Origin of the sequence: Gottschalkia purinilytica, assembly GCF_001190785.1 — a bacterium.
GTDB classification, from domain to species: domain Bacteria; phylum Bacillota; class Clostridia; order Tissierellales; family Gottschalkiaceae; genus Gottschalkia_A; species Gottschalkia_A purinilytica.
This window is the reverse complement of record NZ_LGSS01000012.1, coordinates 54,135-71,066: the sequence shown is the minus strand read 5'-3', so window position 1 is coordinate 71,066 and position 16,932 is coordinate 54,135. Positions and strand designations below refer to the sequence as shown.

Below are 16,932 nucleotides of genomic sequence, written 5' to 3'. Positions count from 1 at the left end.
ATAATTTTATACACTTATTATATTAAATTAAATCATAAGAAATTTTAAGTAAGGAGGAATTATATGAATTTATTTGATGCTATTTATTTAAGAAAGTCTATACGAAAATATAATCCACAAAAACTTTCTAAAGATTTATTAATAGAAATCGAAAACTTAGCAAATTCATCAAATGTACTTTACGAAGAAATTGATATGAAAGTTCATTTAGTAGAAGATGGAGAAAAAATACAAAAAATTATAAAAGGGATTATTGGAAGTTATGGTAAAATAATAGCCCCTCATTATCTAGTAGTAACTTCGGAAGAAAAAGACGGACATCTTGAAAATGTGGGATTCGCTATTGAAGAAGTAATTCTAAAGCTTACAACAATGGGAATAGCAACTTGTTGGATTGGAGGACATATAAAACCTGAGCTTTTATATGATATAGTAGATATTCCACAAAATCATGCACCTGTTATTTTAGTATCCTTTGGATATCCAAAAAATAAAGAAACTTTTTTAAGACAAACATCTCATGAAAATAAAAGAAAAAAGTTATCTGAAATTATAGAAGAAAAATCAAACGATACATGGGATAATATATTAGACGCTGCTAGAGTTGCTCCATCTGCTGTAAATAGTCAGCCTTGGAGATTTGTTGTTGAAGATCAAGCTATACATACTTATGTAGTTAAAAGATCTAATTTCATAACAAAAAAAGTGTTAGAAAGAATTAACCAAATTGATATAGGTATTGCATTAAGTCATATCAATATAGCTTCAAGTCATTTTGACAAAAATATAGAATTTAAAAAATTACATCAATCATCCAACAATAAAAATAACTATGTTATGAGTGTCGTAGATGTATAGATTTACATCTTAAAGTTGAGAAATTACATAAGATTATTTGTAGAAGAAATAAAAAAAATCCCATATTATTAGCAAAATAGCTAGTAACATGGGATTTTTTATTTAACCTATTTATTAGTATTATATGTAACATACTTTTTTAACTATTTATATTAATTATATGCATAATTTAATTCTTAATTTTTTATTGAGCACTTTTTATTAACCTGATCATATTTCTTTTGTATTCTTCTACTCCAGGTTGGTCAAATGGATTAACTCCTAGTAAATATCCACTTAGTGCACATGATTTTTGAAAAAAGTATATAAGCTTTCCTAAATAATACTCATTAAGTTCAGGAATAGTTATTACTACATTAGGGACATTTCCTTTTATATGAGCCATTTTAGTTCCTTCAAAAGCTTTTTTATTTACATAATCAACACTTTTACCATTTAGAAATTCAAATTCTTTATCATCATCTTCATCTTCACATATTCTTATATCTGATCTTACCTTTTCTATATTTATTATAGTTTCAAATAAATTTCTTTTACCATCTTGTATATATTGTCCTAGTGAGTGCAAATCAGTTGAATAAGTTAATGATAAAGGCATTATTCCTTTTCCGTCTTTTCCCTCACTTTCAGCAAAAAGTTGCTTCCACCATTCTGAAAAAAATTGAAGTGAAGGTTCATAATTGACTAATATTTCTAAGTCTTTTCCTTTTCTATAAAAAATATTTCTAATAGCTGCATATTTGTAAGAATTATTTTCAAATACATTTTGATTACTATATTCTTCTAAAGCATCCTTAGCCCCATTAATAAGTTCATCTATATTTACTCCAGATACCGCCATAGAAAGCAATCCTACAGATGTAAGTACCGAAAATCTTCCTCCAATATCATCTGGTATAACAAATGTTTCATAACCTTTTTTATCTGCTAAAGTTTTCATTAATCCCTTTTCTTTATCTGTAGTCACATATATTCTTTTATATGCTTCTTTCCCATATTTTCTTTCCATAAATTTTTTTAATATTCTAAATGCAATTGTAGTTTCCATAGTAGTTCCAGATTTAGATATAACGTTTATACTTATATCTTTATCCTCCATGATCTCTATTAAATCATTCATATAGTTACTACTTAAGTTATTACCAGCAAACAATATTTGTGGATATTTTCTCTTACTTTTAGGTAACAAATTATAAAAAGTATGATTAATAGCCTCTATAACTGCACGAGCTCCTAAGTATGATCCTCCTATACCTATGACTACTAATATATCTGAATCATTTTTTATTTTTTTTGCAATCTTCTTTACCTTATTAAATTCTTCTTTATTGTATGTATTAGGATAGTCTAACCAACCTAGGAGCTCATTACCTAACCCAGTTTTGTTATGTATTTGGTTATGAGCTAATATTACTTGTTCCTTCAATGCTATAATCTCGTGGTCTTTTAATAAATCATCTGAGTAAGACAAGTCTATTTTCCTCAATTTTATCCCCCTTTAACAGTCGCAAATTTGTGTCCTAATATTTTATTAACTGTATTAAGGGTTTATGACTTTTATATTTTATTTCCACGAATACTTATATAGCTTACTTGAACTCTATTAAAAGTTCTTAGTGGTTTTACGCTATTTCCAAGTCCACTATCAATATATAATTTTCCACCTCTAATATTATATAATCCTTTATCATATTTAGGAAAAAATCCTTGATCAGGAGAAAGAATAGCACCTATTATTGGTATTCTCACTTGTCCTCCATGGGTATGTCCGGATATTGCAAGATCACACTTTATATTTTTATTTTCCACTACCCTACTAGGTGAGTGAGATAGTAATATAGTGAAATTATCTTTATCTATATTTTTAAAAATTTCTTCTACTTTATTGTCCTTACGCTTGAATCCAATTCCACATAAGTTTATTTTATTTCCTTTTATATTTATAATCTGTTTATCATAATCCAATACTTTTATTCCTATATCTTTTATTTGATCTATAAATTTTACCCCTCTTCTATTTCTTTCTTCATGGTTTCCTCTTACAAAATAAACATTATCATTAATATCCTTTATCTTTTTTAAAAACAGTAATGTATTACTAAAATCGTTAGTTTTTCCATCTATAATATCTCCAGTTAGAACTATTAAGTCAGGTGACAATTGTCTTATATCATATAACAATTTTTCTATATTAATAAATCTACTATTATGATAATCAGATATTTGTAATATGTTAATGTCATTCCCTTTAGAAACTTTATTTGTATTTATTGAAACTTTACTTATCTTAAAGTAACTAATCTGATAATACAAGTACAATAATGCTATTATTAAAATTACTACTAAAAAAATATATACTTTTTTCATTCTTGTGTTATCCTTCCAATATTTTATTTGCAAAAAGGGTATTAGCTTAACGTTAAGCTAACACCCTTTTATTATATTACTTTTAACTGGAGTATTGTAAAGTCATCTTCTAATTCATCATATTTAAATTCATCTATTTTTTCTTTAATAGAATTTATTAGATCTTTATCAGAATTTTTAACAGTTTGTACAAGTCTATCTATCCCAAATAACTCTTTATCTTCATTCTTAGCTTCTATTATTCCATCTGTATAAAGTAGTATCTTATCATCTTTGTCCAACTTTATAGCTTGTTCTTCATATTTAACCTCATTAAATAATGATGTTATAGGATATCCAGTAGCTTCTAAAAAGCTTACTTTATCATCTTTTATAAGTAACGGTATACTGTTATGTCCACCATTTACATATGTAAATGTGTTATTTTTAGTATTTATTACTCCATAAAATATAGTAAAGTAATTTTCATCATCCAAATTTAAATCTAAAAAATTCTTATGAAGTTGAGATATTGCCTTTGATGGTGATAAATATTCACTTGTTATTCCAGCCATAGACTGTTTAACAAACATCGTCATTATTGATGCCGTAACTCCATGACCAACAACATCACTTATATATATACCAATGTGATCTTGATCTATTCTACAAATGTCAAACATATCTCCACTTAACATCTCTGATGGACTATACAAATAGTCTACATCTATAGAACCATAACTACCTTTTTTAGGTAGAATTGTTTTCTGTATCTTTCTAGCAAAGGCTAAGTCTTTACTCATTTTTTCATTTTTCTTTATTATCTCTTTTTCTAGCTTTCTTTCCCTTGTTACATCCCTAAATACCTCAACTACAGCATATATATTGTCGTCAATATCTCTAACAGGAGAACTCTTTATAGAATAAATTTTATCACCTATTTCTTCCTCTTTCTCTGCAATCTCTCCAGTACTTACCGTTGTATCTGTTATACATCTTACACAAGGACATGACTTTCCAAACACAGAATAGCATTTAGCTCCTACTATGTTTTTTCCTAATGCTTCTTCCATTGATTTATTAGCATAAATTATTATACCATTATTATTTATAACTCTAACCCAGTCTACCATTCCATCTAGTATGTCATAAGTCAAAGTCCTATGGCCTTTTATCTTTTGTCGTGAGGTTAATTTTTCTTTCTGACGTATCATAGTCTCCCCCTCTTAAAAATATCTTTGAATTTGTACTAAAACTTACAGCGTGAGGATTGTTCATCCTATATCGTCAGTTTCTGTTTAATTTAGTTACATGTTTTATCGTACTATAATTATAACATAGTGATAATTTTTTTTCTTGCTTTCTTTTGCTTTTCATGAAATTTAACAATTTTGATATAATAATTTAATATTATTTAAATATGTAACTTTTTTTAGTATTAAGCATATTATGTTTTGGAAGCAAATTTTAAAAATGCTAAAACACTTGTAGTAATTTTACCAATATGTATCAATGAAGTTATTTATAGATATTTTTCATTGATAATTGGGTATGTTATGTTATATAATTTTTCTTGTGCTATTTAAGGAGGTGAAAAAATGAATAATGTTAATGGAACTGATAGTAGTAATAATATATCTGGAGTAAATAATACTCAGATTAATAAAGAAGCTTTATCTTCTCTTTCTAGCTGGTCTAGCTTTATATCTATAGTTACTATAATATCAGGAATACTTACTTGCTTAGGATCAATATTTACTTTTGGATTATCTTTAATCCCTGGAATCATTACTATTATTTTAGGTGTAAAACTTAATAATGCTAAAAATTCTATAAGAAATTACTTAAATGGAAATGAAGCTGAAATTAATATGATATTTGAAAACATGAAAGGGTACTTTAAGCTTCAAGGAATACTTATAATAGTAGGTTTCGTGCTAGTAATACTAGGTATAATAATTTCAGTAGCATTTGTAGGAACTTTCATAGAAGCTTTTGGAACATTATAGAAAAATACTTACTTAAATAAAAAAGATAGAGAATTTCTCTATCTTTTTTATTTTTAACTTATGATATAATATATCTTAAGTTAATCTTAAATTGAATAAAAACTTATAGCTCTGTTGGTCATTGCGTAAAAAATCTTATAAATTACTTCAAGGAGGATTTTTATGATTGGTTCCATAGGGGATAGTGTTGATAGGTATCTTGATATTTACTATAAACTAGTTAATAGGTTAAAGTGGCATACTCAAAAAGAGATACTTATGGTAATCCCTTTAGTTTATATTTTTAACAATAAGGAGTTTGACTTAGAAGAACTAATTAATATAAGTAAGGATATAAATAAAAAATCTAGTAACTTTTCTCCACTTGAATCTCATCAAAGATTTTACATTGCATCTATGTTAATAAGTAGATATAGTGATCCTAAAGAAAAAGTTAACGAATTAATTGAATGTCAGAATAAATTAATAGATGAAGGATTTAAAAATTCTTCTCATTTGACTATGTCAGCTTTAGCTCTTATTAGTTTTAATAATATTAACGATAACTTAGATGAAAAAGTAGACAGAGCAATCAGCATATATAAAAAGATAAAAAGTAATTATAGTATGCTTAACTCAGCCTATAGTGACTACTTAATATCTATACTATTTTCTCACTATGAAGATTCTATTGAAGATTTAGCTAGTGACATTGACTATTATTATTCTCTTTTATCTCAAAAACAGTTTAAAAAGGGAAGTAGCTTACATCTTTTAAGTTATATACTTATGTCTGCAAAAATAGAAAATAAAGATTTTATAATAAACAAATGTTGTGAATTATATAAGTATATAGTGGATAACAATATTAAAATTAAAAGAATACATTATTCTCAGCTTGGTCTCATGTCAATAATAGATACTGACTTAACTGAAGATATTCAATTCATAAATTCAGCTTTAGAAATACTTTTAAAGGAGAAAACATTTAGATGGCATAAGGATATGAGTTTGGTAGTAGCAATATCCTTAGTTATTTCTAAAGTTATAAATTGTGTACCTTATGATGCTACAATAATAGAAACAGGTACTAAAACCCCTTTAGAAAATATAATAATGGCACAAAATGCTACTTTATTGGGAATAATATAAAAAGCTGAAGAAAACTTTCTTCAGCTTTTTATCTTTTATGAACCTAAACACATCGCTTCTTGACTTTCCTTGAATTGATTTGTGTAAAGTCTATAATAATATCCTCTAAGTTTTAGAAGATCTTTATGATTTCCTTGTTCTACTATCTTTCCATTCTTTATAACCAATATTTTATCAGCAGATTTAATAGTAGATAGTCTATGAGCAATTATAAAGCTAGTTCTTCCCTTTAAGACTTTTCCAATAGCATCTTGAATTATCTTTTCTGCTTCAGTATCTATAGAAGATGTAGCTTCATCTAATACAAAAATCTTAGGATTTGCCAGTACTGCTCTAGCAAATGATATAAGTTGCTTCTCTCCTGTAGATAATTTACTTCCACCCTCACCGACTTCTGTGTCATATCCTTTTTCCATGTTTTTAATAAAATCATGAGCATTGACCAGCTTAGCCGCTCTTATAATATCAAGGTCACTTGCATCTAAGTTTCCATATAATATGTTTTCTTTTATAGTTCCACTAAAAAGTTGTGGGGACTGTAATACATAGCCCAAATTAGATTGAAGCCATAATAAAGACCTCTTCCTATAATCTACTCCATCTATTAATATCTCACCTTTAGTTGGCTCATAAAAACGACAAGCTAAGTTTATTATGGTACTTTTTCCTGACCCAGTTTCTCCAACTAAGGCTATAGTTTCTCCTTTATTTACCTCAAGATTAAAATCTTCTAAAATCTTTTCTCCAGTTTTATATGAGAAAGAAACATTCTTAAAAGTAATATTACCTTCAATATCAACCCAGTTTTCTTTTTTAGGATTAAACACATCTCCATATTCTTCTACAACTTCCTTAGTATCTTCTATTTCAAGCTCAGTATCTATCATGGATAATACTCTTTCTGCTGAAGCTTGAGCAGACTGAACTTCTGAAAATATACGGGCAAGTTCTCTTATTGGCTCAAAGAACTGAACTGTATAAGATATAAAAGCTACAAGTGTTCCATAACTAATTGTTTCTAATAAAACACTTTTACCGCCAAACCAAAGTGCAAGTCCTGTACCTATACTTCCTATAACAAGAACTACAGGTTGATATAAAGATGAAAATATAGCTGCTCTTACAGAATGGTATTTCATCTGACCAGTAATATCCTTAAATTCATTTAGATTTTCTTCTTCTCTTACTAGTGTTTTCGTAGTCTTAGCTCCCATTATACCTTCATTGAAAGCTCCAGTAATTCTTGAATTTATCTTTCTTACTTGACGATGTGACTTTAGTATTCTCTTTTGAAAATACATACTAACAATAATTAAAGCTGGTATAACCGATAGTGTTATCAAAGCTAACTGCCAATTTAAATAAAATAATATTCCTACTATAGCCATCATCATAGTAAGTCCCCATACCATATCTACTAATCCCCATGCTATAGTATCACTTAGTCTTTGTATATCTGATGTCATACGAGCCATTATCCATCCTACAGGTGTTGTATCAAAATATGAAAAAGAAAGCTCCTGTAAGTGTTTAAATCCTTTATCTCTTATATTATAACTAATTCCTATTTCAATTTTCCCAGCTACATTTATTAATAACCATACATTAATTACTTGTATTATTATTACTACTAAGTAAAATATACTAAATGGTATTAGCCCTTTTAAATTTCCTTGAGTTATAAAGTTATCAATCGCATATTTAGTCATAAGCGGAATTAATGCATCTATTCCAGCCACTGATATCATAACAATACCAAGAATAACGATTAACTTTTTAAAAGGCTTTGCATAATGTAATATTTTTTTCCATAGTTTCAAATTAAATTTATTATTATATTCTTGTTCCTTAAAACCAGACATCTCAATCCTCCTTATACTGCTTCTTGTACTTAAATAAGCTTTACTTTTTACACTCCTACATCTAATAATTCATCTTCTAATGAATTCTGAATGTTCCATATTTTTTTATATAATCCTGATACATTCATTAACTCATCATGTGTTCCAATCTGAGATATTTCACCCTTTTCTAGTACTATTATTAAGTCAGCTTCTGCAAGTGTAGTTACTCTATGTGATATTATGAAAGTAGTAGTATTTTTATTTCTTTCTTTTAGTGTCTTACGAATTATAGAGTCAGTTTCTGTATCTACAGCACTTAAAGAATCATCAAATACTAAGATAGGATAGTTATTTATAAGAGCTCTAGCAATAGATACTCTCTGCTTTTGACCTCCTGAAAGAGTAACTCCACGTTCTCCAACTAAAGTATCATATCCTTCTTCAAAATCTAATATTACATCATGTATACATGCATCTTTAGCCGAATCGAATATATCACTTTCCTTAGCATATTTTTTAGAAATTCCAATATTATCTTTTATAGATTTTGCATATAAAAATGGCTCTTGTAGAACTATTCCAATATGTTTACGTAACCATTTTTTATCTATAGATTTTAATTCTACTCCGTTTATTTTAATTGATCCTTTATCGTAGTCATATAACCTTCCTAATAAGTTTATTAAAGTGGTTTTACCAGAACCAGTTGGACCTAAGATAGCTATAGTCTGACCTTTTTTCACTTTAAAAGAAATATCTTTTAATACTGTTCTATTTTTTTCATATTCAAAGGTAACATTATTAATCTCTATATCACCATTTATTTCAGGTTTTAATAGCTGTCTATTTTCAATTTCAATAGGTTCATCTAAAATTTCTTTTATACGTTCCAACGATACTCTTGATTTACTCATATCAGCAATAATTCTTCCCATTTGACGAACTGGCCATAAAAGCATACTCTCATAAGAAATAAATGCTACTAAAGTTCCAAGTGTTAGTGTTCCACTTGATACCCAGTATACTCCAAGTATAAGTATTCCTGCCATTTGTAATAAACATAAAAAATCTGATATTGACCAATACCATCCTAACTGTTTTACTAAATTATAAGTTAGGTTTTTATAGTCCCTATTCTTTTCATCAAATTTCTTTATTTCATAATCTTGACGACCAAAAGCTCTTACAACTCTCATTCCTGTAAGATTCTCTTGTATTACTGTTGTTAATCTACCTTCTGCTTTATCTGCTAATTCAAAAGAGCTTCCTACTTTTACAAAGAATACTGCTCCAAATATAAATATTAATGGAACAATAGACATGGAAATAATAGTTAACCTTGTATCTAAAGAAAACATTATTACTAATACAAATGCCAATATAAGTATCGCTTGCCCTATTTCAACAAGTTGTATTGCTAAAAACTTACGTATGGTTTCTATATCTGAAGTACACCTTTGTACAAGATCACCTGTTTCAACTTTAACATGATAGTCGTATGATAAATGTTGCAAATGATCATAGACCTTTTCCCTCATTTTTTTCACTATGGATTCTGAAGCTTCTGCTGACCACTTACCTTTAAAATATAAAAATATTCCTCTTCCTATGGTAAGCAATACTAAAACTAAACCACAAATCCAAATATTTTGTACAAGTACACTTTTACCTCCTAATTTGTTTATAAAATTCACTACATAATTTGGTGCATTTATTGGTGCATTTCCAATTATAGAATCTATAGTAACCCTTATAACTAAAGGTCCAATTATGCTAAATATAGTTGCTAAAGCAACGCATATTATTGATCCTATGTATTTTAGTTTATCTCCTTTAGTGAACTTAAGTAAAAGTCTAAATCCATTCAATCTTCTCGCTTCCCTTCTTCGTCTAATATCGTTTTAAACATCTGCATATCTCAGCTATCCTGTTTCTTCTCCATATAATATTTCTTTTAATCTTTTTCTTGTCATAATAATTCCTCCTTTTGTTTTTAAATAAAAAATAAAAGCCACGAGTAAAATACCCATGGCTTCTATACGCATAAGAATAGATATACATTGTAATATAAATTACCTTAAAAATATTACAAAAAACCATAGGAAGACATACATCAACCTATGGTTATATTAACAACATCTATAAAATTTTCAACTATAGAGTAGTCTATATACCGATACAGGTCGTGTATAAATATTTATTTATATATTTACTTTTACTCTGTTTAGATATGCCAAACATTGAAATTGTAATTAAGATTAATAATAAAGCTAACATTTACACGACCTCCTTTTATGTATATTTTTATAGTAATATAAGTTTATCATGTGTTGGAAAATAATGCAACACAAATAGTTCTATTTTTTATATATTTTTAATTTAATTAGTTGCAGCTACAGCTAGTTTAGCTTTTTTAGCTAAATTCATTACCCTATTTGCTTGTTTCATTAGTTTCTGAAGTCTAATAACCGTATTTATTTTGTTACCACTTTCTACTTCTTTTGAAAGTTTTCTAATTATATTTCTTAGGCTAGGGAACTGTGAAAGATATATTAAAGCAATCCATATATTATCCTCATCTATTTTATTAGCAGATGGTCCCCAGTACTTATCGTATTGATCTTTAATAGAACTATACATAATTTGTTCTAACTCTTCTCTTGTTAGATGTCCTTCTTCTATAGCCATAGGAACTATATCTGTTCCTGGTAAAAAGTTCAATCCGTGAATCTGTAATTCAAAAGGTGGTTCCATAGACATACATAAATCAAATGTATATTTTAGATCTTCAGTAGTTTCAAAAGGATGCTGAAGCATTAAATCATAAATTATTCTTGGAACTTTACACTTAGATAATATTTTACTAGATTTTATTATTTCTTCTTGTGTTTCTGGTCTATGAAATATCTCTTTTCTAATTCTTGGAGAACCACTTTGGATTCCCACGACAATTTGATATAGTCCTGCATCTACCAAATTACTTATTATGTTTTCGTTTATTTTTAAAGGATGTCCCCATATTTTAAAAGGCAATCCAATTTCTTTTTTATATCTTAAATTAAACTCTTCAATCCATCCAGGTTCATCTGAAAATATCTCATCCCAAAAATGAACTACTTTCAAATTTTTCAGTTGCTGTTTCGCTTCATTTAATTCCTGCATAACGTTTTCTACACTTCTAAATCTTACATATCTTCCCTTTTTAATATATAGTCTCTTCAAATTGATAGAACTACAATATGAACATGTAAACGGACATCCTCTTGATGCACTTAGTTCATATGTTAATGATTTAAGCTGTGGATCTCCCGTTGTTAGAGTATCTTTATCTATAAGATAATTATTTATACCACCTATTTCTGGATATCCTAGCATGTCTAAATCTTGAACAAGTGGTCTTAGATCATTTACTATAAGCTTATTATCTTTATCTAAAAAAGCTACATTTTCTATTTGTGAAATATCTTCTTTACTTTCTATAGATTTTATGAAGTTTACTATTGATTTTTCTCCTTCTCCTCTTATAACATAGTCACAATAATCTAGCGACTCTTTTGGAAATAGTGTAGGATATACTCCTCCCCAGATAATAGGAATATTAAATTTTTCTTTGATTCTATTATTTACCATATATACCGATTCTAAATAAAGAGATGACATTATACTCAATCCTATATATGAAGGATTAATATCTTTTATAAGCCCTTCCAACAGTCCTAATTCATGCTCTGTAGCTATTTCTGGAGTATTGCTGTTAAATCTTTTAAAATAAAGAATATGGGGCTCATATCCCTCTTTTTCAAGTTCTCTCGCAATATATTTTACCCCTAATGCTTTCTCATTATAGAATCCAATAAGTAGTATAGATTTTCCCATTTTAAAGCCCCCTTCTACTTAACCTTTATAGCTTAGTTTTCCTAGTTTACATAATATAAGAAAACATGTTAACATATTTAATAATATTACAACATATTCCTTTTTCTATTACAACTACAATAGAATATAGTATTCTAACTTTCATAACATCATCCATATAGTTTTGATATTATCGTATCAACTAATTATTAATAATTTATTTCTAATATGTAAATTTTTAAAAATAAAATAATTTTTTAAAAGTATTTAACAGATTTCCATTAACTCTCATAATTCTTAATATTTCATATCCATTAACAATTAACAATTTTTATATGACTTTATAAAACCTATATACTAAATTTTATAATATAAGTAACTAAGAAACTTTATCTTATATGAATTGATATTACTGGACTTAACTACATCCATCAAAGATAAGTGTGATATATATCACACTTATCTTTGATGGCAATCACAGTACAATATATTTATCTTTTATATCATATAATCATAATCAATAAGACATTTAAAATAATGATTAATAGAAATAAGTATATATACTAGTAGCCATATTTTTTATGGCTGCAGGTTATTAGGAGGCTACTTAATCATGGGTATGATTTCTTTAATTAAAAGTAAATTATTTAATATTAAGAATGAAGATTTAGATAAAGGGAGGATTACAAATATGAGTATGTTTTGTTTTCAATGTCAAGAAGCTGCTAAAGGAACTGGCTGTACAGTAAGAGGTGTATGTGGTAAAACATCTGATGTAGCTAACCTACAAGATTTATTAATATATGTTCTAAAAGGAATTTCTTTTTATAACATAAAAGCTAGAGATTTAAATCTTGATACATCCAAAGCAGATACTGCAATAATGGAAGGACTATTTGCTACTATTACAAATGCTAACTTTGATCGTAATCACTTTATACAAAGAATAAAAGATGCTTTATCTTTACGTGATGAAATTAAAGAATCAGTAAGAAAAGCTGGAGGAAATGTAGAAGATATTACTCACGATGCTGCTACATGGTATGCAGACTCAGCTGAAGCTTTTGATGCTAAAGCTATTAATATTGGAGTATTATCAACAGAAAATGAAGATGTAAGATCTTTAAGAGAACTATTAACATATGGATTAAAAGGTATGGCTGCTTATGCAGAGCATGCTCACAACTTAGGATATAAAAATGACAGTATCCATGCTTTCATGCAAAAAGGTCTAGTTTCAACTTTAGATGATTCTTTATCAGCAGATGATCTAGTAGCATTAAATATGGAAGCTGGTAAATATGGAGTAGATGTTATGGCTTTACTTGATAAAGCAAATACTGACACTTATGGACATCCAGAAATCACTAAAGTTAATATAGGTGTAAAAGGAAATCCAGCTATATTAGTAAGTGGACATGATTTAAAAGACATGGAAGAGTTATTAAAACAAACTGAGGGAACTGGAGTAGATGTATATACTCACAGTGAAATGCTTCCAGCTCACTACTATCCAGCATTCAAAAAATATGATCATTTTGTAGGTAACTATGGAAATGCTTGGTGGAAACAAGATAAGGAATTTGAAAGTTTCAATGGACCAATATTAATGACAACAAACTGTTTAGTTCCTCCAAAAGATTCTTATAAAAATAGGGTTTACACAACAGGACCTGTAGGATTCGATGGACTTAAACACATAGAAGCCGATGAAAATGGTAAAAAAGATTTCTCTGAAATCATTGAACATGCTAAAAAATGTCCAGCCCCAACTGAAATAGAAACTGGAGAAATAGTTGGTGGATTTGCTCACAACACTGTCTTAAGTCTAGCTGATACAGTAGTTGAAGCTGTTAAATCAGGTGCAATTAAAAGATTCTTTGTAATGGCTGGTTGCGACGGTAGAATGAAATCAAGAGAATATTATACTGAATTTGCTCAAACACTTCCAAAAGACACTGTTATTTTAACAGCTGGATGTGCTAAATATAAATACAACAAACTTGACTTAGGAGATATTGGAGGTATACCAAGAGTTCTAGATGCTGGTCAATGTAATGATTCTTATTCATTAGCAGTTATTGCATTGAAATTAAAAGAAGTATTTGAACTAAATGATATAAATGATCTTCCAATATCATATAACATTGCATGGTATGAACAAAAGGCTGTAATAGTATTACTTGCTCTATTACATCTTGGAGTTAAAAACATCCATTTAGGACCAACTCTACCTGCTTTCTTATCACCAAATGTAGCTAATGTATTAGTTGAAAACTTTGGTATAGGTGGTATAACTAACGTAGAAGACGACTTAAAAATGTTCATGGGAGCTTAATAAAAAATATTCAAATATTTTTAAAAGATGGTATCAGAGTATTATCTCTCTGATACCATCTTTTTTTAATTAAATATAATAATTTTTCAATTTATTCTTCAATAATTATATATTATTAAATCATTAGATAACTTTATTAATTTTTGAGAATAAAATAACTTCAAATTATCTATACTTAATATAGGCATACTCTTAATCAGACTTAATTTAAGTATTAAATATAATAATTTATGTTTTAAAAATAGAAATAAGTGTATAAATAATGTAACAAGTTAAATAACATTAAAATGAATATGAAAGTACACAAGGAGGTTTTTTAATATGAGTATAGGGCAATTTTTACAAAGTGGAGATTGGAAAGGTGAAAAACACGTACCAGCTATCTTAGCACCTGAAAAGGCATCGGCTGGAGAAGAAATTGAAGTAAAAGTATCAATTGGAGAAGAAATTAAACATCCAAATACACATGAACATCATATAGCATGGGTTAAAGTATTCTTTAAGCCAGATGACTTCAAGTTTCCTATTGAAATTGGAAGTTATAGCTTTAATGCACATGGTGAAAGTGATGTTTTCACTGAACCAGTTATAGTATCAAAGTTTATAGCTAACAAATCAGGTAAAATTTATGCTTTAAGTTATTGTAACATCCATGGTTTATGGGAAAATTCTAAAGATCTATCTGTAGAATAGTTAATATATCGAACCTAGTAAAAATAAACTAGGTTCTTTTATTTTTTTACCTATAAAAATTTCATTTTACCTTGACAAATTAATCTTATTATAGTAAGTATATAAATAAGCATTAAGTGAAATATTATATTTAAATATGCTATGAAGGATTTAGTAGTAACTTTATGGTTACAATGTAGAGAGTAGACTGGTTGGTGAAAAGTCTATAGAACATAAAGCTACGAATTACGCTTCTGGAGCTTTTGTATGAAAATACTACGTTCGTCATACGTTATAATGACTTAAAGGCATCTCAAAGATGTAAATTAAGGTGGTACCACGGGTCTTCTCGTCCTTTACTATAAGGATGAAAAGGCCCTTTATTTTTTATAAAAACAATAGGAGGAATAGACAAATGAGTAATGTATTTGACATTCTTAAAGAAAGAGGCTATATAAAGCAAACTACCCATGAAGAAGAAATAAGAGAATTATTAGAAAAAGAAAAAGTAACATTTTATATAGGTTTTGATCCTACTGCAGACAGCTTACACATAGGTCATTTTATAGCTATGATGTTTATGGCTCATATGCAAAAAGCAGGTCATAGACCAATAGCTTTAGTTGGTGGAGGTACAGCAATGGTTGGAGATCCATCAGGTAGAACAGATATAAGACAAATGCTTACAAAAGAGAAAATAGAACATAATGCAAACTGTATAAAAAAACAATTAGAAAAATTAATTGATTTTAGTGATGGCAAGGCAATATTAGCAAATAATGCAGACTGGTTATTAGATCTAAACTATATTGACTTCTTAAGAGAAGTTGGATCTCACTTTTCAGTAAATAGAATGCTAACGGCAGAATGTTTTAAACAGAGATTAGAAAAAGGATTGTCTTTTTTAGAATTTAACTATATGTTAATGCAAGGTTATGACTTCTATGTATTAAATGAAAAATACGGCTGTACAATGCAATTAGGTGGGGACGATCAATGGTCAAACATGATTGCAGGAATGGAGTTAGTAAGAAGAAAATCTAGCAAACAAGCATACGCCATGACTTGTACGCTTCTTACAAATAGTGAAGGTAATAAAATGGGTAAAACTGCAAAAGGGGCATTATGGCTAGACCCTGAAAAAACTTCACCTTACGAATTCTATCAATACTGGAGAAATGTAGATGACTCAGATGTTGAGAAATGCTTAAGACTATTAACATTCATTCCAATGGATGAAATCAAAAAGTTAGGAGCACTTGAAGGCTCTGAAATAAACAAAGCTAAAGAAGTTCTAGCTTATGAAGTTACTAAGCTAATCCATGGTGAGGAAGAAGCTATTAAAGCTCAAAACGCTGCTAAATCATTATTTGGAGGTAATGCTGAAGATGGTTCTATACCTTCAACTGAATTTGATCAGTCTAAATTCCAAGAAGGAATTGGATTATTAGCTCTTTTAACTGAGTTAGGACTTACCAAATCAAATGGAGAAGCTAGAAGACTTGTACAGCAAGGTGGAGTATACATTGAAAACGAAATGATTAATGATCCTTCAATGATAATTACTATTGAAAACTTTAACGATAATAAACTAATGATTAGAAAAGGTAAAAAAGTATATCATCAAGTTAAAATAGTTTAATCTTATATTATAAGGGTATAAATATATATATTGAATATTTTTTTCAAATTAAATTAAAAATAATACAAACATAAATAATAGTATTAATAAAAGATTTTAAATATAAATTTTTATTATCTTTACATTAACTATAAGTTATATTTGTATTTTTCAAGATTGATAAATTATTCAATAAATAAAAAAAGAGAAGTACTAATTGATTTTTAGTGCTTCTTTTCTTGTTCTAATATAATATTT

General features: G+C 28.0%; 12 protein-coding genes and 1 other annotated feature. Of the genes, 6 read left to right on the top strand and 6 right to left on the bottom strand.

What is annotated here, in order from left to right:
• Positions 1-63: 63 nt before the first annotated feature.
• Entirely contained in the window at positions 64-858 is a 795-nt protein-coding gene (locus tag CLPU_RS11995; protein WP_050355910.1) for a nitroreductase family protein, read from the top strand.
• 184 nt (positions 859-1,042) lie between these two features.
• On the opposite strand, the gene CLPU_RS11990 is transcribed toward CLPU_RS11995, so the two are convergent.
• The 3 genes from CLPU_RS11990 to CLPU_RS11980 form a co-directional block, all read right to left on the bottom strand.
• Positions 1,043-2,335, bottom strand: coding sequence for a glucose-6-phosphate isomerase (locus CLPU_RS11990; protein WP_479691163.1), 1,293 nt, complete (start codon positions 2,333-2,335; stop codon positions 1,043-1,045).
• 80 nt (positions 2,336-2,415) lie between these two features.
• Positions 2,416-3,225: a metallophosphoesterase gene (locus CLPU_RS11985; RefSeq protein ID WP_050355908.1), complete on the bottom strand. Its 810-nt coding sequence runs from the start codon at positions 3,223-3,225 to the stop codon at positions 2,416-2,418.
• A gap of 71 nt (positions 3,226-3,296) precedes the next feature.
• A complete protein-coding gene (locus CLPU_RS11980; protein ID WP_050355907.1) occupies positions 3,297-4,418 on the bottom strand; it encodes a SpoIIE family protein phosphatase in 1,122 nt (373 codons plus the stop codon).
• A 384-nt stretch (positions 4,419-4,802) separates the two neighbouring features.
• On the opposite strand from CLPU_RS11980, the gene CLPU_RS11975 reads away from it, so the two are divergent.
• Together CLPU_RS11975 and CLPU_RS11970 are read left to right on the top strand one after the other, a co-directional pair.
• Positions 4,803-5,213, top strand: coding sequence for a DUF5362 family protein (locus CLPU_RS11975; RefSeq protein ID WP_050355906.1), 411 nt, complete (start codon positions 4,803-4,805; stop codon positions 5,211-5,213).
• Between the two features lie 162 nt (positions 5,214-5,375).
• Positions 5,376-6,344: a DUF4003 family protein gene (locus tag CLPU_RS11970; protein WP_050355905.1), complete on the top strand. Its 969-nt coding sequence runs from the start codon at positions 5,376-5,378 to the stop codon at positions 6,342-6,344.
• A gap of 35 nt (positions 6,345-6,379) precedes the next feature.
• Here the strand turns inward: CLPU_RS11970 and CLPU_RS11965 are convergent, their stop codons facing one another.
• From CLPU_RS11965 to CLPU_RS11955, 3 genes are all read right to left on the bottom strand, one after another.
• On the bottom strand, positions 6,380-8,206 hold the full coding sequence (locus CLPU_RS11965) for an ABC transporter ATP-binding protein (protein WP_050355904.1): 1,827 nt from the start codon (positions 8,204-8,206) through the stop codon (positions 6,380-6,382).
• Positions 8,207-8,253: 47 nt separating this feature from the next.
• Positions 8,254-10,056: an ABC transporter ATP-binding protein gene (locus CLPU_RS11960; protein ID WP_050355903.1), complete on the bottom strand. Its 1,803-nt coding sequence runs from the start codon at positions 10,054-10,056 to the stop codon at positions 8,254-8,256.
• 511 nt (positions 10,057-10,567) lie between these two features.
• On the bottom strand, positions 10,568-12,064 hold the full coding sequence (locus CLPU_RS11955; RefSeq protein WP_050355902.1) for a B12-binding domain-containing radical SAM protein: 1,497 nt from the start codon (positions 12,062-12,064) through the stop codon (positions 10,568-10,570).
• 676 nt (positions 12,065-12,740) lie between these two features.
• Between CLPU_RS11955 and hcp the strand changes: the two genes are divergently transcribed.
• The 3 genes from hcp to tyrS all read left to right on the top strand — a co-directional run bounded on the left by hcp (position 12,741) and on the right by tyrS (position 16,695).
• The gene (hcp, locus tag CLPU_RS11950; RefSeq protein WP_200898583.1) at positions 12,741-14,381 is read left to right on the top strand and encodes a hydroxylamine reductase; all 1,641 of its coding nucleotides are present in this window, start codon (positions 12,741-12,743) and stop codon (positions 14,379-14,381) included.
• A gap of 321 nt (positions 14,382-14,702) precedes the next feature.
• Complete coding sequence (locus CLPU_RS11945; protein ID WP_050355901.1) at positions 14,703-15,074, top strand: class II SORL domain-containing protein; 372 nt, start codon at positions 14,703-14,705, stop codon at positions 15,072-15,074.
• 132 nt (positions 15,075-15,206) lie between these two features.
• Positions 15,207-15,413: a binding site (T-box leader), on the top strand.
• 55 nt (positions 15,414-15,468) lie between these two features.
• On the top strand, positions 15,469-16,695 hold the full coding sequence (gene tyrS, locus CLPU_RS11940; RefSeq protein WP_050355900.1) for a tyrosine--tRNA ligase: 1,227 nt from the start codon (positions 15,469-15,471) through the stop codon (positions 16,693-16,695).
• The last annotated feature ends 237 nt before the right edge of the window (positions 16,696-16,932 follow it).